The sequence below is a fragment of the Arthrobacter jinronghuae genome, assembly GCF_025244825.1.
GTDB lineage: Bacteria > Actinomycetota > Actinomycetes > Actinomycetales > Micrococcaceae > Arthrobacter_B > Arthrobacter_B jinronghuae.
The window spans coordinates 2,815,267-2,837,021 of record NZ_CP104263.1 but is presented as its reverse complement, the minus strand read 5'-3'; the positions used below and the strand labels follow the sequence as shown (position 1 = coordinate 2,837,021).

The 21,755-nt window shown below is 64.8% G+C and carries 20 protein-coding genes; 19 read left to right on the top strand and 1 reads right to left on the bottom strand.

All coding sequences use genetic code 11. The annotated features are described in order from the left end of the window. Positions 1-100 precede the first annotated feature (100 nt). The 13 genes from secY (at position 101) to glmM (ending at position 10,470) form a co-directional block, all read left to right on the top strand. Positions 101-1,411: a preprotein translocase subunit SecY gene (gene secY, locus N2K98_RS13265; RefSeq protein WP_255796998.1), complete on the top strand. Its 1,311-nt coding sequence runs from the start codon at positions 101-103 to the stop codon at positions 1,409-1,411. Beyond that, entirely contained in the window at positions 1,408-1,980 is a 573-nt protein-coding gene (locus N2K98_RS13260; protein ID WP_255796999.1) for an adenylate kinase, read from the top strand. Before secY ends, N2K98_RS13260 begins: the two co-directional genes overlap by 4 nt. 45 nt (positions 1,981-2,025) lie before the next feature. Continuing rightward, complete coding sequence (map, locus tag N2K98_RS13255) at positions 2,026-2,850, top strand: type I methionyl aminopeptidase (RefSeq protein WP_255797000.1); 825 nt, start codon at positions 2,026-2,028, stop codon at positions 2,848-2,850. Between the two features lie 300 nt (positions 2,851-3,150). Beyond that, the gene (infA, locus tag N2K98_RS13250; protein WP_055239372.1) at positions 3,151-3,372 is read left to right on the top strand and encodes a translation initiation factor IF-1; all 222 of its coding nucleotides are present in this window, start codon (positions 3,151-3,153) and stop codon (positions 3,370-3,372) included. 83 nt (positions 3,373-3,455) lie between these two features. Continuing rightward, a complete protein-coding gene (gene rpmJ / locus N2K98_RS13245) occupies positions 3,456-3,569 on the top strand; it encodes a 50S ribosomal protein L36 (RefSeq protein WP_012397712.1) in 114 nt (37 codons plus the stop codon). A gap of 201 nt (positions 3,570-3,770) precedes the next feature. After that, positions 3,771-4,148 carry a 30S ribosomal protein S13 gene (rpsM, locus tag N2K98_RS13240; protein WP_227903828.1) on the top strand — a complete coding sequence of 126 codons (378 nt, stop codon included), beginning with the start codon at positions 3,771-3,773 and terminating at the stop codon, positions 4,146-4,148. Between the two features lie 66 nt (positions 4,149-4,214). Continuing rightward, positions 4,215-4,616, top strand: coding sequence for a 30S ribosomal protein S11 (gene rpsK, locus N2K98_RS13235; RefSeq protein WP_049829160.1), 402 nt, complete (start codon positions 4,215-4,217; stop codon positions 4,614-4,616). A 181-nt stretch (positions 4,617-4,797) separates the two neighbouring features. Further along, a complete protein-coding gene (locus N2K98_RS13230) occupies positions 4,798-5,808 on the top strand; it encodes a DNA-directed RNA polymerase subunit alpha (protein WP_146361126.1) in 1,011 nt (336 codons plus the stop codon). 65 nt (positions 5,809-5,873) lie between these two features. Further along, positions 5,874-6,437: a 50S ribosomal protein L17 gene (gene rplQ, locus N2K98_RS13225; RefSeq protein WP_255865028.1), complete on the top strand. Its 564-nt coding sequence runs from the start codon at positions 5,874-5,876 to the stop codon at positions 6,435-6,437. A 38-nt stretch (positions 6,438-6,475) separates the two neighbouring features. After that, positions 6,476-7,405, top strand: coding sequence for a tRNA pseudouridine synthase A (locus N2K98_RS13220; protein WP_255797001.1), 930 nt, complete (start codon positions 6,476-6,478; stop codon positions 7,403-7,405). Positions 7,406-7,725: 320 nt separating this feature from the next. After that, positions 7,726-8,169, top strand: coding sequence for a 50S ribosomal protein L13 (rplM, locus tag N2K98_RS13215; protein WP_227918698.1), 444 nt, complete (start codon positions 7,726-7,728; stop codon positions 8,167-8,169). 39 nt (positions 8,170-8,208) lie between these two features. Continuing rightward, positions 8,209-8,706 carry a 30S ribosomal protein S9 gene (rpsI, locus tag N2K98_RS13210; RefSeq protein ID WP_227918696.1) on the top strand — a complete coding sequence of 166 codons (498 nt, stop codon included), beginning with the start codon at positions 8,209-8,211 and terminating at the stop codon, positions 8,704-8,706. Positions 8,707-9,099: 393 nt separating this feature from the next. Next, positions 9,100-10,470 carry a phosphoglucosamine mutase gene (glmM, locus tag N2K98_RS13205; protein ID WP_255797019.1) on the top strand — a complete coding sequence of 457 codons (1,371 nt, stop codon included), beginning with the start codon at positions 9,100-9,102 and terminating at the stop codon, positions 10,468-10,470. Between the two features lie 40 nt (positions 10,471-10,510). Here glmM and coaA read toward each other — a convergent pair whose 3' ends face one another. Then, complete coding sequence (gene coaA, locus N2K98_RS13200) at positions 10,511-11,491, bottom strand: type I pantothenate kinase (RefSeq protein ID WP_255797020.1); 981 nt, start codon at positions 11,489-11,491, stop codon at positions 10,511-10,513. A 123-nt stretch (positions 11,492-11,614) separates the two neighbouring features. Between coaA and glmS the strand changes: the two genes are divergently transcribed. The 6 genes from glmS (at position 11,615) to treZ (ending at position 21,735) form a co-directional block, all read left to right on the top strand. Next, a complete protein-coding gene (gene glmS / locus N2K98_RS13195; RefSeq protein ID WP_255797021.1) occupies positions 11,615-13,501 on the top strand; it encodes a glutamine--fructose-6-phosphate transaminase (isomerizing) in 1,887 nt (628 codons plus the stop codon). A 13-nt stretch (positions 13,502-13,514) separates the two neighbouring features. Beyond that, entirely contained in the window at positions 13,515-13,865 is a 351-nt protein-coding gene (locus N2K98_RS13190) for a holo-ACP synthase (protein WP_229949943.1), read from the top strand. Positions 13,866-13,875: 10 nt separating this feature from the next. Next, on the top strand, positions 13,876-15,408 hold the full coding sequence (locus tag N2K98_RS13185) for an NAD(P)H-hydrate epimerase (protein WP_255865029.1): 1,533 nt from the start codon (positions 13,876-13,878) through the stop codon (positions 15,406-15,408). 74 nt (positions 15,409-15,482) lie between these two features. Beyond that, positions 15,483-17,663: a glycogen debranching protein GlgX gene (gene glgX / locus N2K98_RS13180; protein ID WP_255797023.1), complete on the top strand. Its 2,181-nt coding sequence runs from the start codon at positions 15,483-15,485 to the stop codon at positions 17,661-17,663. Next, positions 17,660-19,996 (top strand): malto-oligosyltrehalose synthase, encoded by a 2,337-nt coding sequence (treY, locus tag N2K98_RS13175; RefSeq protein ID WP_255865030.1) that lies wholly within the window; start codon positions 17,660-17,662, stop codon positions 19,994-19,996. The genes glgX and treY overlap by 4 nt, the downstream gene beginning before the upstream one ends. Continuing rightward, positions 19,993-21,735, top strand: coding sequence for a malto-oligosyltrehalose trehalohydrolase (treZ, locus tag N2K98_RS13170; protein WP_255865031.1), 1,743 nt, complete (start codon positions 19,993-19,995; stop codon positions 21,733-21,735). The genes treY and treZ overlap by 4 nt, the downstream gene beginning before the upstream one ends. The last annotated feature ends 20 nt before the right edge of the window (positions 21,736-21,755 follow it).

Genomic DNA, 21,755 nt, shown 5'->3' with positions numbered 1-21,755 from the left:
ACCGCGTCCCGTACGGCGTTAACGCAGTACGGGCCGCGAGCGGCTAGACTCTGTTTCTGTCACAAGTCCGGAACGGACTTTCCAAACTTCAGGAGGACGCTTGCTTAGCGCTATTGGCCGGGCTTTCCGGACACCAGACCTGCGACGCAAGCTGTTGTTTACGCTGGGAATCATCACTATCTTCCGCATGGGTGCTTTTATCCCGGCCCCGGGTGTTGACTACGGCAATGTGCAGCAGTGCTTGAATCTGGGTGCCACCTCCGGTGGTATTTACCAGTTCGTCAATCTTTTCAGCGGCGGTGCGCTGCTGCAGGTCTCCATCTTTGCCCTCGGCATCATGCCCTACATCACCGCCAGCATCATTGTTCAGCTGCTGCGCGTCGTGATCCCGCACTTCCAGGCCCTTTACGACGAGGGCCAGCAGGGCCAGTCGAAGCTGACCCAGTACACGCGGTACCTCACCATCGCGCTGGGCCTGCTCAACGCCACGACCGTCGTCTCCCTGGCACGTTCGGGCGCGCTCTTCAACAACCAGTGCGCCCTGCCGATCATCCCGGACGACAACATGGTCACCGTCCTGCTGCTCATCGTCACGCTGACCGCCGGTACCGGCGTCATCATGTGGATGGGCGAGCTCGTCACGGAAAAGGGTGTGGGCAACGGTATGTCGCTGCTCATCTTCACCTCCATCGCGGCGTCCTTCCCCAGCGCCCTTGGCGCGATCCTCAGCGCGCAGGGCTGGACCATCTTCCTGGCCGTCATTGCCGTCGGCATCCTGACGGTGGCCCTGGTCATCTTCGTGGAGCAGTCGCAGCGCCGCATTCCGGTGCAGTACGCCAAGCGCATGGTCGGCCGGCGTACGGTCGGCGGCACCAACACCTACATCCCGATCAAGGTCAACATGGCCGGCGTGATCCCCGTGATCTTCGCGTCCTCCATGCTCTACCTGCCCAGCCTGCTGGCGCAGTTCAATACGCCCGAGCAGGGCACGCCGCCGGGATGGGTGGTCTGGATCAACAACTACCTCGTCAGCGGCGACCACCCGCTGTACATGCTGGTGTACTTCCTGCTGATCGTCTTCTTCACCTACTTCTACGTCTCCATCACGTTCAACCCGGACGAAGTTTCGGAGAACATGAAGAAGTACGGCGGCTTCATTCCCGGCATCCGGGCCGGCCGCCCCACCGCCGAATACCTGCAGTACGTGCTCTCCCGGATCACGCTGCCCGGCGCCCTTTACCTGGGCTTTGTCGCCCTGATCCCGCTGATTGCTCTGGTGTTGGTTGGAGCTAACCAGAACTTCCCGTTCGGCGGAACGTCAATCCTCATCATGGTTGGTGTGGGACTGGAAACGGTTAAGCAAATTGACGCGCAGCTCCAGCAACGTCACTACGAAGGGTTATTGCGATGACAAGAATGCTCATTATCGGGCCTCCCGGCGCCGGTAAAGGAACTCAGGCCGCTCGGATCTCGGACCGGCTCGGTGTCACGGCAATATCAACCGGCGACATTTTCCGTTTCAACGTCAAGGAGCAGACTCCGCTCGGCGTGGAAGCAAAGAAGTACATCGACGCCGGCAACTTCGTTCCGGATTCCGTCACCAACGACATGGTCCGCACCCGGCTCACCGAGGACGACGTCGAATCGGGCTTCCTGCTGGACGGCTACCCGCGCACAGTGGCGCAGGTCGAGGAACTCGACGACATCCTGGCCGGCAATGGCCAGAAGCTCGACGCGGTGCTCCTGCTGACGGCTGACGACGACGAACTCGTTGCCCGCCTGCTGCGGCGCGCGGAACTCGAAGGCCGCAGCGATGACACCGAAGACGTCATCCGGCACCGCCTGGACCTGTACAAGCAGCAGACAGGCGACGTCGTCGCCCGCTACGAGGACCGCGGAATCGTGACCCGCGTGGATGGCCTCGGCGGCATCGACGACGTCACCGAGCGCGTCATGGAAGCACTGAAGGACCTGCGCTAAGAAAGACCGGCGCAAAAAGTTATCCGCTAGGAAGTTAGAAGACACATGTTCGGCCAGCCTCGAATCGAATACAAAACCAACGAGCAGATGCGCATCATGCGCGAAGCCGGCCTTGTTTTGATCTCAGCGCTCGACGCGGCGGTCAAGGCCGCCGACGTCGGCGTCAGTACACGCGAAATCGATGCGGTTTTTGCCCGGGTGCTCAAGGAAGCGGGAGCTACCTCCAACTTCCTGGGGTACTACGACTACCCGGCCACGGTCTGCACGTCCGTGAATGAAGAAGTTGTCCACGGCATTCCGGGGGACCGGGTGCTGCAGGACGGCGACATCATTTCCATCGACGGCGGTGCAGTGGTGAACGGCTGGCACTCGGACTCCGCGCGTACCGTGATCGTGGGTACGCCGGATCCGGAGGACCAGCGGCTGTCGGACGTCACCGAGAATGCCATGTGGCACGGCATTGCCGCTGCCGCGAAGGGCAAGTTCGTGGGCGATATCGGCGACGCCGTGGACGACTACGTCAACAGCGTCCCGGGCAGGAAACTGGGAATCCTCGAGGACTATGTCGGCCACGGCATCGGCACTGAAATGCACCAGGCACCTGACGTCCTGAACTACCGCACGGGACACCGGGGACCGAAGCTGCGGCCGGGCCTGTGCCTGGCCATTGAGCCGATGCTGGTGCGCGGCAAGATCCTCACCCGCACGCTCGATGATGACTGGACAGTTGTCACCGAGGACGGCAGCCGTTCCAGCCAGTGGGAGCACTCCGTCGCGATCCATGAAAAGGGGATCTGGGTGCTCACGGCGCCCGACGGCGGCGCGTCCCGGCTGGAACCGCTGGGTGTCACCCCGGTTCCGATTCCCTAGGGAATCCTTCGCATGTACCGAACCAGCAGGCCCCGTTCCCTTCCGGACCGGGGCCTGCCGGCGTTGGGGGAGCCGAAACAGCCGGACCAAAGTGCCGCGGCGGGAACTGGACAGCGGGAGCGATTTAACTTATGGGGGGTCTTCCCGTAGAGTTATCTGTTGGTTGTCTCTACATTCGTGCCCGGATTGACCGCTTTCGATGCCTTGTGTGCCGATGCGGTTGGCTGGGCCGGGGTGACGGCCACATTCGAAAAACCGTTGCCGGCGTCAAAGCCGGCGACACAGACGTTAGCGGAGGATATGGCCAAGAAAGACGGCGTCATTGAGATCGAGGGCTCGGTAAACGAAGCCCTGCCCAACGCGATGTTCCGCGTTGAGCTGGCCAACGGCCACATTGTGCTCGCACACATCTCGGGAAAGATGCGTCAACACTACATTCGCATCCTCCCTGGAGACCGCGTTGTGGTGGAACTTAGCCCGTACGACCTCACCCGGGGTCGCATCGTCTACCGCTACAAATAAACCGCTGCAAAGACGGACAGCGGACCGCATTGCCGGTTCACTGACCGTTCAAGCTCAACCCTGCAACCACGCAAAGGAAAACCATGAAGGTCCAGCCGAGCGTCAAGCAGATCTGCGATAAGTGCAAGGTGATTCGCCGTAACGGTCGAGTCATGGTGATCTGCGAGAACCCGCGCCACAAGCAGCGCCAGGGCTAATCAGCTTCTCTAGCTCCGGGGTCCGAAAGGACAACGGTAAGAGGGCCCCTGATTTCAGGGATCAGCCCACGCGTAGTTAATTCAATATGGCAGTGCAGCGTCTATACGCGTGACGCATACCCCCGGTACGGAGGCCGGGGACCTGGCAACAGGGACGCACTGCTTCAGACCTCCGGTAATAACCAAAGGAGAACCGCCGATATGGCACGTCTCGCTGGCGTTGACATTCCCCGCGAAAAGCGGGTAGTGATTGCGCTTACCTACATCTACGGCGTGGGCAAGACCCGTGCAGAGCAGACCCTTGTAGAGACCGGCATCAGCCCGGAAACTCGCGTCAAGGACCTCACCGACGCTGAACTCGTTCAGCTGCGTGACTACATCGAGGGCAACTTCAAGGTTGAGGGTGACCTCCGCCGTGAGGTGGCCGCCGACATTCGCCGCAAGGTTGAAATCGGCAGCTACCAGGGCATCCGGCACCGCCGCGGCATGCCCGTCCACGGTCAGCGCACGAAGACCAACGCTCGTACCCGCAAGGGCCCGAAGCGCACCGTTGCCGGTAAGAAGAAGGCCGGCCGCTAAATAAGCGGTCTTTCGGCCACGGCCCGAATCCGGGCCACCTAAACCAAACTCTTTGTAGGAGAAGTAATGCCCCCCAAGACTCGTGGAGCGGTCCGCAAACCGCGTCGCAAGGATAAGAAGAATATCGCGCTCGGCCAGGCGCATATCAAGAGCACCTTCAACAACACCATCGTGTCCATCACGGACCCGTCCGGTGCTGTTATCTCATGGGCTTCCGCCGGTGAGGTTGGCTTCAAGGGCTCGCGTAAGTCCACCCCGTTCGCTGCTCAGATGGCTGCTGAAGCTGCCGCAAAGCGCGCACAGGAGCACGGCGTCCGCAAGGTCGACGTCTTCGTGAAGGGTCCGGGCTCCGGTCGCGAGACCGCCATCCGTTCGCTGCAGGCCACCGGCCTGGAGGTTGGCTCCATTCAGGATGTCACTCCGAGCGCACACAACGGTTGCCGTCCCCCGAAGCGCCGCCGCGTATAAGCAGCACTGCGGTTCCGGTTTCCCCGGCGGGCAGCCCACTTTCACGAGTGGGCTGCCCGCCGGAGGGCGCCGGTCCCGGGCTGGCTGTTAGCCGTCCAAGACGCCCGCGGAAGACCCGTCGTCGTCGTTTCCACCATTTGTGTTGCGTCATATAGCGGATGCTCGCTGAAAGGAAATGCAAGTGCTCATTGCACAGCGCCCCACCCTCACTGAAGAAGTCGTAGCCGACAACCGCTCACGGTTCATCATTGAACCCCTGGAGCCGGGTTTCGGTTACACCCTTGGTAACTCCCTCCGTCGTACCCTGCTGTCCTCCATTCCCGGTGCCGCTGTAACCAGCATCCGCATCGAGGGCGTGCTGCACGAGTTCACGACGGTTCCCGGCGTCAAGGAAGATGTCACCGAGATCATCCTGAACGTCAAGAACCTCTCGGTTTCCTCCGAGCACGACGAACCCGTTGTGGCTTACCTGCGCAAGCAGGGCCCCGGCGTGGTTACGGCTGCGGACATCGCTCCGCCGGCCGGCGTGGAGTTCCACAACCCCGACCTGCACATCGCCACGCTGAACTCGAAGGGCAAGTTCGAACTCGAACTGACCATCGAGCGCGGCCGCGGCTACGTGTCGGCCAGCCAGAACAAGTCCGGTGACCAGGAAATCGGCCGCATCCCGGTCGACTCCATCTACTCGCCGGTCCTGAAGGTGACCTTCCGCGTGGAGGCCACCCGCGTTGAGCAGCGCACCGACTTCGATCGCCTGATCGTTGACGTTGAAACCAAGGATGCCATTGCACCGCGCGACGCTGTCGCCTCTGCCGGTACCACCCTGGTTGAGCTGTTCGGCCTGGCACGTGAACTCAACACCGCCGCTGAAGGTATCGAAATCGGTCCGAGCCCCACGGATGCCGCACTGGCAGCCGACATGGCACTGCCGATCGAAGACCTCGAGCTGACCGTGCGTTCGTACAACTGCCTCAAGCGCGAAGGCATCCACACCGTGGGTGAACTCGTAGCCCGCTCCGAGGCTGACCTGATGGACATCCGCAACTTCGGCGCGAAGTCCATCGACGAGGTGAAGGCAAAGCTGGTTGAACTGGGTCTGTCCCTGAAGGATTCCCCTCCCGGGTTCGACCTGGCCGCCCGTGCCGCAGCTATTGAAGAGGACGAGTCCGAGTACTCGGACGACGAGCTCTAACTGAAGCAAATTCTTGCCGTTCGGGCCACTGAGCACCGCACGGCACCGTTTGAGGAGAAAAAGTAATGCCTACACCCACCAAGGGTAAGCGCCTCGGAGGCAGCCCGGCACACCAGCGACTGATGCTGGCCAACCTTGCCGCGCAGCTGTTCGAGCACAAGCAGATCACCACCACGGTGACCAAGGCCAAGCGTCTGCGTCCCTACGCAGAGCGCCTGATCACGTTCGCAAAGCGCGGGGACCTGTCCTCCCGCCGTCGCGTCCTGGCCCTGATCTCCGACAAGGGCATCGTCCACGAGCTCTTCACCGACATTGCTCCGGCAGTCGAGAAGCGCGACGGCGGCTACACCCGTATCACCAAGATCGGCAACCGCAAGGGCGACAACGCTCCCATGGCTGTCATCGAGCTGGTCCTGGAACCGCTTTCTGCCAAGCAGTCGGTTGTGGCTGAAGCCAGCACCGCTGCCGCTGCAGCCGCTCCGGCGCCTGCCGTTGAGTCTGCTGATTCCGCCGAGTCGGCTGAATCTGCCGAGTCGGCTGAATCTGCCGATTCCGCTGAGTCCGCCGATTCTGCTGAGTCTGCCGACTCCGCTGATGAGGCTGTCGAAGAGACCGAAGAGAAGAAGTAATTCTTCGCTGAGGTCCCGGTGCCCTTAATATGGGTGCTATGACTATTGAAAGGCCCGCCGTCCCCGAAATGGATGGCGGGCCTTTCCGCGTCCGGATGGACCTCGCCTATGACGGTGCGTCCTTCTCCGGCTGGGCCGCCCAGCCCGGACTGCGGACCGTCCAGGGCCTGGTGGAAGATGCGTTGGCGGTCCTGCTGCGCCGTCCGGTCCGGACGACGGTGGCGGGGCGGACCGACGCCGGTGTCCACGCCCGCGGGCAGGTGGTGCACTTCGACCTCACCGCGTCCGAGTGGTACGGACTGGCCAGGGGCCGGGACCTGGATCCGGGAGTCTCCCTGCGGCGCAGGCTGCACGGGGTGCTGAACAAGGAGCTGACCATGTCGGCCCGGGAAGCCGGCCTCCAGCGCCGAGCCATCGACGCCCTCGGCGGGGCCGTGGAAGTACTGTCGGCCGTCCCGGCTCCGGCCGGTTTCGATGCCCGTTTCTCGGCCCTCTGGCGGCGGTACAGCTACCGCATCTGCGACCTTCCCGAAAACCGGGACCCGCTGACCCGGCATACCACTCTGTGGTTCAAGGCGCCCCTGGATACCGACCGCATGAACGAAGCCGCAGCCGGCGTGCTGGGGATCCGGGACTTCCTCTCCTTCTGCAAACCGCGGACCGGCTCCACCACCACCCGCGAACTCCTGGAGTTCAGCTTCCACCGCGGCGGTGACGGAATCATCACCACGCACATCCAGGCGGATGCCTTCTGCCACAACATGGTCCGCTCACTGGTGGGCGGTTCACTGCTGGTCGGCTCGGGGGAGCGGCGCCCCCAATGGCTTGCCGAACGCATGTTCGCGCGGATCCGGGACTCGAAGTCCCTGCTCGCCCCGCCGCACCCGCTGGTGCTGGAGGAAGTCCGCTACCCGGCAGCGTCAGAGCTGGCCCGGCGGGCCGAGCTGACCCGGGCGCAGCGCGAATAGCCGATCAGCGGCTTCCGGTCCTAAAATAGGGACAAATCCAATATCCGGCGCTGGATCCATAACGCGGGGACAGCTTTTGACCTGACTACGCAAGCAGGCTATTGTTTATAGTCGTTGTGCGTGTCCTACCTCGATAGGCCTATGCCCACGGGAGCGGCTCAGTTGCAGAGCCACCTGGCCCCGGGGAAATAGCCGAGATCTCAGGACCACTGGTTAATTCAGTCCTCACCTGACCATCCGGTAACGCATAGAGAAGCTGCACTGTCCATGGCATCCATGGGCGGCGCGCCACCTAAGAAGAAGAAACGAAGGCAAACACCGTGCGTACGTACACCCCGAAGCCCGGCGACATCAACCGCCAGTGGCACGTCATTGACGCCACCGACGTTGTCCTAGGCCGTCTTGCCAGCCAGACCGCAACACTGCTGCGCGGAAAGCACAAGCCGACCTTTGCTCCCCACATGGACATGGGCGATTTCGTCATCATCATCAACGCCGAGAAGGTTGCCCTGACCGGCGCCAAGCTCGAACAGAAGCGTGCCTACCGCCACTCGGGTTACCCGGGCGGTCTGTCCTCCGTCAACTACGCCGAACTGCTGGAGCAGAACCCGGTACGTGCAGTTGAGAAGGCCATCCGCGGCATGCTGCCCAAGAACTCCCTGGCTGCTGACCAGATCAGCAAGCTGAAGGTTTACCGCGGTGCCGAGCACCCGCACGCCGCTCAGCAGCCCAAGACCTACGAAATCAACCAGGTCGCCCAGTAGTTCTGGCCCGCCAACTAAGAAATTAATTCAAGGAGAATCGTGGCTCAGAACACTGAAGAGCTGAATGAAAACACCGAGGAGCTTTCGAGCTACACCTCGGAATCCTCTGACTCGGTCCAGGCCGATGTCAAGGAACGCCCCGCCCTGACCGTCCCCGGCTCCGCCGTCGGACGCCGCAAGCAGGCTATCGCCCGCGTGCGCCTCGTCCCGGGTACCGGCAAGTGGATCGTCAACGACCGCGAGCTCGAGGATTACTTCCCGAACAAGCTGCACCAGCAGGAAGTCAACGAGCCGTTCAAGCTTCTTGACCTCGAAGGCGCGTACGACGTCATCGCACGCATCCACGGCGGCGGCCCCTCCGGCCAGGCCGGCGCGCTGCGTCTGGGCGTTGCCCGCTCGCTGAACGAGATCGACCGCGAGAACAACCGCCCCGCCCTGAAGAAGGCAGGCTTCCTGACTCGTGACGCCCGCGTCATCGAGCGTAAGAAGGCCGGTCTCAAGAAGGCACGTAAGGCACCTCAGTACTCCAAGCGCTAATTCAGCGCTTCCCCGGTCCCGCCCGCTGGCGCGTGCGGGACCGGGTCCCCTCGCGCTGAATTGGCGCTTGGCTCCACAAGCGCTCGTTGGGTGCATGGGTGCACAAGCGCTCGTTGGGCGCTTGGCTCCACAAGCGCTCGTTGGGTGTTTGGGAACACAACAGCTGATTCAGTTCCGAGGTTTCACCAAAAGGCAGTCGCTACGGCGGCTGCCTTTTGGCGTTAAGGGATGCCTGCAGAGTTGGATTGGCCACACCGATGCCGGTATTTACCCGTCTGGTACGTGCAATGGTCCTTCCCGTTTCGGAGACCAGGGTGCACCGGTGGCAGAATGGGCCAGTAAGTTGCCCGTGAGCGGCTCCCGCTGTGGCTACAACCTGCTTGAGGATACGTAATGACTAGATTGTTTGGAACGGACGGCGTCCGTGGGCTGGCGAACGGGCTGATCACCGCCGAAGTTGCCCTCGGACTCGCTCAAGCCGCAGCAGTGGTGCTGGGCCATCGCCGGGTGGAACAGGGCCGTCGTCCGGTCGCTGTGGTTGCCCGGGACCCGCGCATCAGCGGTGACTTTATCTCCGCCGCCATGGAGGCCGGACTCGCCAGCTCGGGCGTTGATGTCTACGACGCCGGCGTGCTGCCGACCCCGGCCGCAGCGTACCTGGTTGCCGACCTTGGCGCAGATTTCGGCGTTGTCATCTCCGCCTCCCACAACGCAGCCCCCGACAACGGCATCAAGTTCCTGGCCCGCGGCGGGCAGAAGCTGGATGACGCCGTCGAGGACGCCATCGAAGCTGAAATGGCGCTTCCCAGCATGCGTCCCACCGGAGGCGAGGTGGGGCGGATCCACCGCTTCGCCGATGCCGAGGACCGGTATGTGGTCCACCTGCTGCAAACCCTCCCCAACCGCATTGAGGGCCTGAAGGTTGTCCTGGACTGCGCGCACGGGGCGGCCAGCGGCTGCTCACCCCAGGTCTTCGCCGACGCGGGTGCCGAAGTAGTGGTCATCGGCGCCGACCCGGACGGCCTCAACATCAACGAGGGTTACGGCTCAACCCACCTCGAGCAGCTGCAGGCAGCTGTTGTGGCGCACGGCGCCGACCTCGGTATCGCCCACGACGGCGACGCCGACCGCTGCCTTGCAGTGGACCACGAAGGCACCGTGGTGGACGGTGACCAGATCATGGCGATCATGGCCGTCGCCATGAAGGAAGCCGGCAAGCTCAAGGACAATGCACTGGTGGCGACGGTCATGAGCAACCTCGGCCTGAAGCTCGCCCTTCGCGAGGCCGGCATCGAGCTCATCGAAACCGGCGTGGGGGACCGCTACGTGCTCGAAGGTATGCGCCGCGGCGGCTACAGCCTCGGCGGCGAACAGTCCGGGCACGTCATTTTCTCCGAATACGCGACCACCGGAGACGGCGTCCTCACCGGCCTGCAGCTGGCAGCACAGGTAGCCCGGTCCGGCCGGACCCTGAAGCAGCTGGCCGGCGTTATGCAGAAGCTCCCTCAGGTGCTCATTAACGTCAAGGGCGTGGACAAGTCCGCCGTCGAGACCAACGAGCCGGTACGGCTCGCAGTCCAGCAGGCAGGGCAGGAACTGGGCGAAACGGGGCGCGTGCTGCTCCGCCCCTCCGGCACCGAACCGGTGGTCCGGGTCATGGTGGAGGCCGCGGACATGGAAACGGCAGCAGACACCGCACGGCGGCTCGCCGAAACGGTTGAAACCCATTTGGCGCTAAACGCAGGCGCCGGAGCGGCGGTCTAGCAGCACTGCGCCGGTGCGGGACCCGGGTCCCGCACCCGGCTCAGGTCTTGCGCAGGAGCATCCGCCTCACGGAGTGGTCGGCGTCCTTGGTCAGCACCAGCTGGGCACGGCCCCTCGTGGGCAGCACGTTGGTGGTGAGGTTCGGCTCATTGATCCGCCTCCAGATGTCCAGGGCAGTGGCCCGGGCCTCATCATCCGTCAGGTCTGCGTAGCGGTGGAAGTAGGATGCGGGGTCAGCGAAGGCTCCGGTGCGCAGCGACTGGAAGCGCTGGACGTACCATTCCTCGATGTAGGAGGTGCGGGCGTCCACGTAGATCGAGAAGTCGAAGAAATCGCTCAGCGCGAGGCCGGAACGCCCGTCGGCGCGTGTCCGGGCCGGGGCGAGGACATTCAGGCCCTCGACAATGAGCACGTCCGGCCGGCGGACCACTATCTCCTCGCCGGGGACAATGTCGTACGTCAGGTGCGAATACTTCGGCGCCCGGACCTCCTCGGCCCCACTCTTGACCTCGCTGACAAAGCGCAGCAGCCGGCGTCGGTCATAGGATTCCGGGAAGCCCTTGCGCTGCATCAGCCCGCGGCGTTCCAGCTCTGCGTTGGGGTACAGGAAACCGTCCGTGGTGATTAGTTCCACGTTCGGGGTTTCCGGCCAGCGGCGCAGCATCTCACGCAGGACCCGGGCCGTGGTGGATTTGCCGACAGCCACGGATCCGGCCACGCCGATCACGAACGGGGTACGGGTGGTCTTCTCGCCAAGGAAAGTGGTGGTGGCACTGTGCAGGCGGCCTGCGGCAGCCACATACAGGTTCAGCAGCCTGGAGAGCGGGAGGTAGACCTCCCTGATCTCATCAAGGTTCAACTGGTCACCGACGCCGCGCAGCCGGAGGATGTCCTCCTGGTTGAGCGGGGAGCGTATCTCGTGTGACAGCCGCGACCAGGTCTTGCGGTCCAGTTCGACGAAGGGAGTGAAACTGCTCTCGGGCGGCTGGGCCGCGGAGGACTTAACATGGCGTTCGGTCACCTTAGGAATTCTGCCCTGAACAGCAGGCAAACCCAAACGGCCCGAAGCGCGCAAAGACTGTGCAACAGGCTGAAGGACACCATGCTTTCGGTATCCCGTCCGCGGGCCGGTACGCTTAGTGCTATGTGTGGAATTATTGGATACGCAGGCCGTCCGGACGTCATTGCAGGTATTAGCGCCGGCGGGCACGGAGCTCTCGACGTAGTAATGGAAGGCCTTCGGCGGCTGGAATACCGGGGCTATGATTCGGCCGGCGTCGCCGTGCTCACTCCCTTGGGTATCGAATACCGCAAGAAGTCAGGCAAACTCGCCAACCTCGTGGCCGAGCTGGAAGCGGCTCCGCTGACCCCGGCCACCACCGGTATCGGGCACACCCGCTGGGCCACCCACGGCGGCCCGACCGACGAGAACGCCCACCCCCACCTGGCCGACAACGGACGCCTCGCCGTGATCCACAACGGCATTATCGAGAACTTCGCCGAGCTGAAGGCCGAACTGCTGAACGCCGGCGCCGAGTTTGTTTCTGAAACCGACACCGAGGTGGCCGCAGCACTGCTGGCCTCCATCTACCGCGGCGACGGCAACGCGGATCTGGCAAAGTCCATGCAGCTTGCCTGCCAGCAGCTCGAGGGCGCGTTCACCCTGCTGGCCGTTCACACCGATTCACCCGGCACCGTGGTTGCCGCCCGCCGCAACTCCCCGCTCGTCGTCGGACTGGGCGAAGGCGAGAACTTCCTGGGCTCCGACGTTTCGGGCTTTATCGACTTCACCCGCCGCGCCGTCGAGCTGGGCCAGGACCAGGTGGTAACCATCACGCCTGACTCGGTCCTGATCACCGACTTCTTCGGCGAAGTGGCCGAAGGCACTGAGTTCTACGTGAACTGGGATGCAGCCGCCGCCGAAAAGGGCGGTTACGACTCCTTCATGGAGAAGGAAATCAACGACCAGCCGCAGGCTGTGGGGGACACCCTCCTGGGGCGGTCGGACATCGACGGACGACTCACCCTCGATGAGCTGCGCGTCAGCCCCGAGGACCTCAAGAACGTCAACAAGATCATGGTCCTCGCCTGCGGGACCTCCGCCTACGCCGGACAGGTGGCCAAGTACGCCATCGAGCACTGGTGCCGGCTGCCGGTCGAGGTGGAGCTGAGCCACGAGTTCCGCTACCGGGATCCCATTGTCGACTCGAACACGCTGGTTGTGGCCATTTCCCAGTCGGGCGAGACCATGGACACGCTGATGGCGGTGCGTTACGCCAAGGAACAGGGCGCGAAGGTCCTGGCCATCTGCAATACCAACGGCTCCACCATTCCCCGCGAGTCGGACGCAGTCCTGTACACGCACGCCGGACCGGAAATCGCCGTTGCCTCCACCAAGGCCTTCCTGGCACAGATCACCGCCGCATACCTGCTCGGCCTGTACCTGGCGCAGCTCCGCGGCAACAAGTTCCAGGGCGAGATCAAGGACATCCTCGCAGACCTGGGCAAGGTGCCGGACAAGATCCAGCAGGTGCTGGACAACTCCGGGCTGATCAAGGAACTGGCGCAGCTGATGAAGGACGCCTCTTCGGTGCTGTTCCTCGGCCGCCACGTCGGCTTCCCGGTGGCCATGGAAGGCGCCCTGAAGCTGAAGGAGCTGGCGTACATCCACGCTGAAGGGTTCGCTGCCGGCGAGCTCAAGCACGGCCCGATAGCACTCATCGAGGAAGGCCAGCCCGTGTTCGTGGTTGTCCCGTCGCCCCGCGGCCGGGATTCGCTGCACGCCAAGGTGGTTTCCAACATCCAGGAGATCCGGGCCCGCGGGGCCAAGACGATCGTGATCGCCGAAGAAGGCGACGACGCCGTCAAGGCCTACGCCGAGCACATCTTCTACGTGCCGGAAACCCCGACCCTGCTGGCACCGCTGCTGACCACCGTGCCGCTGCAGATCTTCGCCTGCGAGCTGGCTACGGCCAAGGGCTTCGATGTGGACCAGCCGCGCAATCTGGCCAAGTCCGTCACGGTGGAATAAGGAGCGTGCTTCAGTGATTATCGGAATCGGCGTCGACGTGGTGGACGTGCCGCGGTTCGGCCGCCAGCTGGAGCGTACACCCGGGCTCCGGGCCCGGCTGTTCGCCCCGGCGGAACGGGAACTGAACCTGCGGTCACTGGCTGCACGGTTCGCGGCGAAGGAAGCCGTGGCCAAGGCCCTCGGCGCCCCTGCCGGCATGAACTGGCAGCACTGCCAGGTCCTGCTGGATCCCGCCGGAGCGCCGCTGCTGCAGATCGACGGAACCGTGGCCGCCGTGGCGGAGGGCAAAGGCGTGCAGACCTGGCACCTTTCCCTCAGCCATGACGGCAACATGGCTACTGCAATGGTCATCGCCGAAGGCTAGGACAAAGCGCATGATCAGTGCGTATACCGGTACCGCGGTCCGCCGGGCCGAAACCCCGCTGCTGGCCGAAGGCCGGGGCGGGGAACTGATGCAGCTCGCAGCCTACGGGCTGTACGCGGCGACCGCGGACCGGTTGGCGGCCCGCCGCGGCCGGATCTACGGAGCCGCGGTGACGGTTCTCGCCGGCCGCGGCAACAACGGGGGAGACGCGCTTTATGCCGCCGCAAGGCTGGCCCGGCGGGGAGCAGCGACGACGGCGGTGCTCACCTCCCACACAGCGCACCCCGAGGCGCTGGCAGCGTTCCGGGCGCAGGGCGGAAAGGTCCTGGCACTCACAGAGTCCAACGCCGCAGCCCTCGCCGGGGCCGCACTCGGGGCCGATGCCGTAATCGATGGTGTCCTGGGTACCGGCGGCAGCGGCGGACTGCGCGGCCCCGTCCGCCTACTCGCAGAGACACTGAACGCGGCACGGCTGCAGGGGCAGGGCCCGCTGGTTGTCGCCTGCGACCTCCCCAGCGGCGTCGACGCCGATACCGGACAGGTAGAGGGAACCTGCCTGCGGGCGGACCTCACCGTGACCTTTGGTGCCGTCAAGACCGGGCTGCTCGCCGGCCCGGGTGCCGCGGCCGCCGGGGAAATCCGCTGCATCGACATCGGGCTGGGCCCGCATCTGGGAGCCCCGTCCGCCTACCGTCTGCAGGCAAAAGACCTGGCCGGGCTCCTGCCGGTTCCAACGCCCGCGGACTACAAGTACAGCCGCGGGGTGCTCGGCATTGCCGCCGGCTCGGACACCTACCCCGGAGCCGCTTTGATGGCCACGGGCGCCGCCCTCGCCACCGGCGTCGGCATGGTCCGTTACCTGGGACCCGGCGCCGTCGCCCGGCTGATCAACCTGGCGCACCCCGAAGCGGTCTGCGGCTCAGGGACCGTAGGGGACACCCATGTGCAGGCCTGGGTTGCCGGACCCGGGGCGGGCAACGACGAGGACCAGCGCCGCCGGGCCAGCGACGCCATGGCGTCCGGGCTGCCCGCAGTGATCGACGCCGACGCGATCGCCGCGGTCCGCGCGGGGCTGCACCCCGGCGTCGTGCTCACCCCGCACGCCGGCGAACTCACCGCGCTGCTGCGTTCGCTGGGCGAGGATGCATCGCGGGCCGACATCGAAGCCGATCCCATCCGCTACGCCCGCCTCGCCGCCCAACTTACGGGCGCCACGGTCCTGCTCAAGGGCTGGGCCACGCTGGCGGCGGCTCCCACCGGCGAACTGTACAGCCAGGCCGAGGCAACGCCGTGGCTGGCGACGGCGGGAAGCGGAGACACACTCGCCGGCATCCTCGGCGCTCTCCTGGCGACGGACCGCACTCCGGACACGGAGCGGGAACCGGGACACTATGCGCGGCTGGCCGCGGCCGCTGCCCATCTCCACGGCCGTGCCGGCGCGCTTGCAGCCGTTGACGGGCCGGTCCAGCCGTCGCTGCTGGAACCGCAGATCCGCTCACTTGTTGCAAATCTCACTGGGCGGCCGCGCCGCAAATTCAAGTAAGCTCCAACTCTGGGGTAAAAAAGTAAGTAGACATATCAATTACGTGTTGTCAGGGAACTAGTCAGGAGCACTACATGGAAGTTTGGCCGGGAGATGCCTATCCGCTGGGCGCAACCTACGACGGAAACGGCACCAACTTCGCTCTCTACAGCGAGGTGGCAGATTCCGTAACCCTGTGCCTGTTCGATGAGGACGGCACCGAGCACCAGGTCCGGCTGACCGAGGTCGACGGGTATGTCTGGCACTGCTACCTGCCGCAGGTTATGCCGGGGCAGAAGTACGGGTACCGCGTGGACGGTCCGAACGATCCGGAGAACGGCAACCGGTGCAACCCGAACAAGCTCCTGCTGGACCCCTACGCCAAGGCTGTTGCCGGCGAAATCGACTGGGACCAGGCGCTGTTCGGGTACAACTTCGGCGACGAACACTCGCGCAATGACGAGGATTCCGCTCCGCACATGATGATGGGCGTCGTCATCAACCCGTTCTTCGACTGGGACGGAGACCGGAAGCCGAAGGTCCCGTACCACCAGTCCGTGATCTACGAGGCCCACGTCAAGGGCCTGACCGAGCTGCACCCCGACGTGCCCGAGGACCAGCGCGGCACGTACGCCGGTGTTGCCCATCCTTCCGTGATCGCGCACCTGCAGAAACTCGGCGTCACCGCCATCGAACTGATGCCGGTGCACCAGTTCGTCAACGACTCGACCCTGCAGGAAAAGGGGCTGTCGAACTACTGGGGCTACAACACCATCGGTTTCTTCGCCCCGCACAACACCTACAGCGCCACCGGCGACCAGGGCCAGCAGGTGCAGGAATTCAAGGCCATGGTGCGCGCCCTGCACCTCGCCGGCATCGAAGTGATCCTGGACGTGGTCTACAACCACACGGCCGAGGGTAACCACATGGGCCCGACCCTGTCCTTCCGCGGCATCGACAATGCGTCCTACTACCGGCTGGTGGAAGACGACAAGAAGTACTACATGGACTACACCGGCACGGGCAACTCGCTCAACGTCGGCAACCCGCACTCCCTGCAGCTGCTGATGGACTCGCTGCGCTACTGGGTTACCGAAATGCACGTGGACGGTTTCCGTTTTGACCTGGCCTCGACGCTGGCCCGCGAGTTCTACGACGTGGACCGCCTCTCCGCCTTCTTCGAACTGGTGCAGCAGGACCCGGTAGTCTCCCAGGTCAAGCTGATCGCCGAGCCCTGGGATGTTGGACCCGGCGGCTACCAGGTGGGCAACTTCCCGCCCCAGTGGACCGAGTGGAACGGCAAGTACCGGGATACGGTCCGCGACTTCTGGCGCGGAGAGCCCTCCACGCTGGGCGAGTTCGCCTCCCGCATCACCGGCTCCGCGGACCTGTACGAGTCCTCTGCCCGGCGCCCGGTGGCGTCCATCAACTTCGTCACCGCCCACGACGGCTTCACGCTGCATGATCTTGTGTCCTACAACGAGAAGCACAACGAAGCCAACGGCGAGGACAACAACGACGGCGAATCCCACAACCGCTCCTGGAACTGCGGTGTTGAAGGCCCCACGGACGATCCCGGGGTCCTGTCCCTTCGTGCCCGCCAGCAGCGCAACTTCCTCGCCACCCTGCTCCTTTCCCAGGGCGTGCCGATGATCGCCCACGGCGACGAGCTGGGCCGCACCCAGCAGGGCAACAACAACACCTACGCGCAGGACTCCGAGTTGAGCTGGATCAACTGGGAGACCATGGACGCACCGCTGCTGGAATTCACCGCGGCGGTCAACACCCTGCGTGCCGAGCACCCCACGTTCCGCCGGCGCCGGTTCTTCGACGGCCGCCCCGTGCGGCGCGGCGAGGGTGAGGCGCTGCCGGACATCGTATGGCTGAACGAGGACGGCACCACCATGTCCCCGGACGACTGGGACACCCCGGTCAGCCGTTCCCTGGGCGTCTTCCTCAACGGGCAGGGCATCTCGGGCAAGGACGCGCGCGGACAGCGGATCACCGACCTGAACTTCCTGCTGTACTTCAACGCGCATGACGAAGCTGTGAAGGTCACCCTTCCGGCCAAGGAATACGCACCCATGTGGGACACGGTGATCGACACTGCCGGCGAGTACGCCGACTCGGAGCCGGTTGCCGCGGACACCCAGCTGACCGTGGCTGCCAAGTCCATGGTGGTCCTGCGGGCGCACGAAGAGGAAGAGGAGCACGACCACTCCGTAGCCGCGTCCCTCGCGGCCATGGCCGCCCAGAACACCGAGGCTGCCGAATGAGGACACCCCTCTCCACATACCGTCTGCAGATCCGCCCGTCCTTCACCCTGTTCGACGCCGCGGAACTCGTGCCGTACCTGGCAGACCTTGGCGTGGACTGGGTGTACCTCTCGCCCATCCTCACGGCGGAAGAAGGCTCGGACCACGGCTACGACGTCACTGATCCTTCAGCCGTCGACCCGACCCGCGGCGGAGCGGAGGGGCTGAAGGCCCTCTCCGACGCCGCCCACGCGGCAGGCCTTGGCGTGCTGGTGGACATTGTGCCCAACCACATGGGCATCGCCACCCCGCACCGGAACAAGTGGTGGTGGTCCGTGCTGGCCGAAGGCCGCAACTCCCGGTACGCCGAAGCCTTCGACATTGACTGGGACGCCGGGAACGGGAAGCTGCGGCTGCCCGTCCTGGGCGACGGCGACAACGAGCTCGAGCAGCTCAAGCTGGCGGACAACGAACTGCACTACTACGACCACCGGTTCCCGGTGGCCGAAGGCACCGCAGCGGAAGGCGACAGCGCGCAGGACGTACACGCCCGCCAGTCCTACGAACTGGTGAACTGGCGCCGCGCCGACAATGAGCTGAACTACCGCCGGTTCTTCGGGGTCAACACCCTGGCCGGCATCCGAGTGGAAGAACCGTGGGTCTTTGACGAGGCACACGCCGAAATCCGGCGATGGTTCGACGAAGGCCTCGTGGACGGCCTGCGCATCGACCATCCGGACGGCCTCGCCGATCCCAAGGGTTACCTGGCACGGCTGCGCGAGATCACCGGCGGTGCGTACATCCTCGTGGAAAAGATCCTGGAACCGGGCGAAAAGCTCGCCGCTGACTGGGAAACCGAAGGCACCACCGGCTACGACGCGCTGGCCGACATTGACCGGTTGTTCGTGGACCCGGCGGGCAGTGACACGCTGACCGCACTGGTGCCGATGGAACCGTACGCACAGATGATCCACGGCACCAAGCGGGTCATCGCGGACAACCTGCTGCACTCCGAGGTGCAGCGCCTCGTGCGCCTGCTCCCGGCGGACAGCGGGCTGGACCCGGAAACGGCTGCAGATGCGATTGCGGAACTGCTGGCCTGCTTCCCGGTTTACCGCAGCTACCTGCCCGAAGGTGCCGACCACCTGACCGAAGCCGTCATCGCGGCCAAGGTCCACCGGCCGGATCTCGCGGCGGCGCTGGACATCCTGCACCCGCTGTTGAACCCGCTGCTGGATGAAGACTCCGCTGAGACGGTGTCGCTTTCCCGCCTGGGTGAGCTGGCGGTGCGTTTCCAGCAGACCTCCGGCATGGTCATGGCCAAGGGCGTCGAGGATACGGCGTTCTACCGTTACTCCCGCCTGACCTCTCTCAACGAGGTAGGCGCCGACCCGGCACACTTCGCCGTATCACCGTTTGAAATGCACACCCGGCTGCTCCGCCGGCAGCTGGAACAGCCGGCGGCCATGACGGCCCTGACCACGCATGACACCAAGCGCAGCGAGGACACCCGCGCCCGGATCTCCGTGCTCGCGGAAATCCCGGAGAAGTGGAGCGAAGCGTTCACGCGACTCGATGCCCTTGTTCCGATGAATGACGGGCCGATGGCGAACCTGCTCTGGCAGACCTTCGTCGGGGCCTGGCCGCTGAGCCGCGAACGCGCACACGCCTACGCCGAGAAGGCCTCGAGGGAAGCAGCCAGCAGCACCACCTGGACGGCTCCCAACGCGGACTTCGAAGAGCGCATGCATGCAGCCGTTGATGCGGCGTTCGACAATCCGGACGTCACCGCGGTGATCACTGCGCTGGTCGAACGCATCCGCGAGGCGGGGTACAGCAATTCGCTCTCCGCCAAGCTCCTGCAGCTGACCATGCCCGGCGTGCCGGACGTCTACCAGGGGACCGAGTTCTGGGACCGGTCACTGGTGGACCCGGACAACCGGCGCGAAGTGGACTTCGCCCGGCGACGCGAGGTCGCGGCGTCGTTCGCCGACGCCGGTGCACCCGCCCTGGACGAGGACGCGGCAGCGAAGCTGCTCATCACCACCCGTGCGCTGCAGCTCAAGCGGGGCCGGCCGGAGCTGTTCACGGGGTACGTCCCCGTAGCGGTGGAAGGATCCGCGGCAGAACACCTCTTCGGGTTCGACCGCGGCGGAGCGGTCACGCTGGTGACCCGTCTGCCGCTGGGACTGCAGCGTCAGGGCGGATGGCAGGACACCGCCGTCGTCCTGGCTCCGGGCACCTACCGTGACGTGATCACCGGGAAAACGCACGAAAGCGGCGGCCGGCTGGCAGCTGCGGATCTGTTCGGCACCTATCCGGTGGCGCTGCTTGTACGGGAGGACGGCAAATGAGGACCAACTTCGACGTGTGGGCACCCAAGGCCGGCACCGTGACGCTGCTGGCCGACGGCCGGCGGCTGTCGATGACCCGCGGCGAGAACGGCTGGTGGCACGTCCAGCATGCCGAACTCACCGAGGACATCGACTACGGCTACCTGATAGACGACGCCGAGACGCCCGTGCCGGACCCCCGGTCCCGGCGGCAGCCCGAGGGCGTGCACGCCCTTTCGCGCACCTTTGACCCGGATGTTTACCAGTGGCATGACGCCGGCTGGGTCTCCCCGGGGCTCGACGGCGGCGCCATCTACGAAATGCACGTGGGCACCTTCACCCCCGAGGGGACGCTGGACGCAGCAATCGGGCGGCTGGACTACCTGGTGGACCTGGGTGTGCGCTTTGTCGAACTCCTGCCGGTCAATGCCTTCAACGGAACCCACAACTGGGGTTACGACGGCGTGCTCTGGTACGCCGTGCAGGAAACCTACGGCGGGCCCGAGGCCTACCAGCGGTTCGTCGACGCGGCCCACCAGGCCGGACTCGGCGTTATCCAGGACGTTGTCTACAACCACCTTGGACCCAGCGGCAATTACCTGCCGATGTTCGGCCCGTACCTCACCGAGGGGAAGTCGAACACCTGGGGGGACTCCGTCAACCTGGACGGTCCGCTCTCCGACGTTGTCCGCGAATACATTGTGGACAACGTCCTGATGTGGTTCCGCGACTACCACGTGGACGGGCTGCGCCTGGATGCGGTGCACGCACTGCACGACGAACGCGCCGTGCACATCCTCGAAGAAATGGCAGCCGCCACGGACAAGTGCGCCGAAGCCCTGGGGAAGCCGCTGTTCCTCATCGCGGAGTCGGATTTGAACAATCCCCGGCTCATCACCCCGCGGAACGTCAACGGCTACGGCCTTGCCGGCCAGTGGTCTGATGACTTCCACCATGCCGCCCATACCAACCTCACAGGTGAAAACGGCGGCTACTACGAGGACTTCGACTCCCTCGAAGCGCTGGCGAAGGTGCTGCAGGAAGGGTTCTTCCACAACGGAACGTTCTCCTCCTTCCGGGAACGCGGTCACGGACGTCCGCTGGACAAGGAGGTGGTGACCGCGCGCCAGCTGGTCACGGCCATCCAGAACCACGACCAGATCGGCAACCGGGCGGCCGGGGACCGGCTGAGCGCGACGCTGGGGTACGAGCAGCTTGCCCTCGGCGCGGTGCTGAGCCTCGCCTCGCCGTTCACTCCCATGCTCTTTATGGGTGAAGAATTCGGGGCCTCCACGCCCTGGCAGTTCTTCACGTCCCATCCGGAACCCGAACTGGGGAAGGCCACGGCAGAGGGCCGCCTGAAGGAATTCGAGCGGATGGGGTGGGACCCGGCTACGGTTCCCAACCCCCAGGAACCGTCCACCTTCACCAACTCGAAGCTGGACTGGTCCGAGGTGGAAGAGGGCGATCACGGCCGGCTGCTGGACCTGTACCGCAGGCTCCTGACCCTGCGCCGGGAAACCCCCGACCTGATGGATCCGGACCTGCGCAACATCCGGGTGGACTATGACGAAGTGGGCCGCTGGCTGGTTATGCAGCGCGGTTCCACGGCGGTGGCGCTGAACTTTGCCGACACCCCGCGCGAGGTGCCGCTTCCGTTCGGCAAGCAGGCGGACGTCCTGCTCGAAACCGCGCCGGTTGAGCTCTACGGCGATGCCGTGCAGCTGCCGGCATACGGTGCGGCCATCCTGGCCGGCTAGCAGGCAGGAAAACGAATCCG

Coding starts and splice junctions, on each gene's coding strand:
- rplQ (WP_255865028.1), top strand. CDS start 5,874: ATGCCTACACCCACCAAGGGTAAGCGCCTCGGAGGCAGCCCGGCACAC.
- treZ (WP_255865031.1), top strand. CDS start 19,993: ATGAGGACCAACTTCGACGTGTGGGCACCCAAGGCCGGCACCGTGACG.
- glgX (WP_255797023.1), top strand. CDS start 15,483: ATGGAAGTTTGGCCGGGAGATGCCTATCCGCTGGGCGCAACCTACGAC.
- glmS (WP_255797021.1), top strand. CDS start 11,615: ATGTGTGGAATTATTGGATACGCAGGCCGTCCGGACGTCATTGCAGGT.
- rpmJ (WP_012397712.1), top strand. CDS start 3,456: ATGAAGGTCCAGCCGAGCGTCAAGCAGATCTGCGATAAGTGCAAGGTG.
- infA (WP_055239372.1), top strand. CDS start 3,151: ATGGCCAAGAAAGACGGCGTCATTGAGATCGAGGGCTCGGTAAACGAA.
- rpsK (WP_049829160.1), top strand. CDS start 4,215: ATGCCCCCCAAGACTCGTGGAGCGGTCCGCAAACCGCGTCGCAAGGAT.
- map (WP_255797000.1), top strand. CDS start 2,026: ATGTTCGGCCAGCCTCGAATCGAATACAAAACCAACGAGCAGATGCGC.
- N2K98_RS13260 (WP_255796999.1), top strand. CDS start 1,408: ATGACAAGAATGCTCATTATCGGGCCTCCCGGCGCCGGTAAAGGAACT.
- N2K98_RS13220 (WP_255797001.1), top strand. CDS start 6,476: ATGACTATTGAAAGGCCCGCCGTCCCCGAAATGGATGGCGGGCCTTTC.
- treY (WP_255865030.1), top strand. CDS start 17,660: ATGAGGACACCCCTCTCCACATACCGTCTGCAGATCCGCCCGTCCTTC.
- N2K98_RS13185 (WP_255865029.1), top strand. CDS start 13,876: ATGATCAGTGCGTATACCGGTACCGCGGTCCGCCGGGCCGAAACCCCG.
- rpsM (WP_227903828.1), top strand. CDS start 3,771: ATGGCACGTCTCGCTGGCGTTGACATTCCCCGCGAAAAGCGGGTAGTG.
- glmM (WP_255797019.1), top strand. CDS start 9,100: ATGACTAGATTGTTTGGAACGGACGGCGTCCGTGGGCTGGCGAACGGG.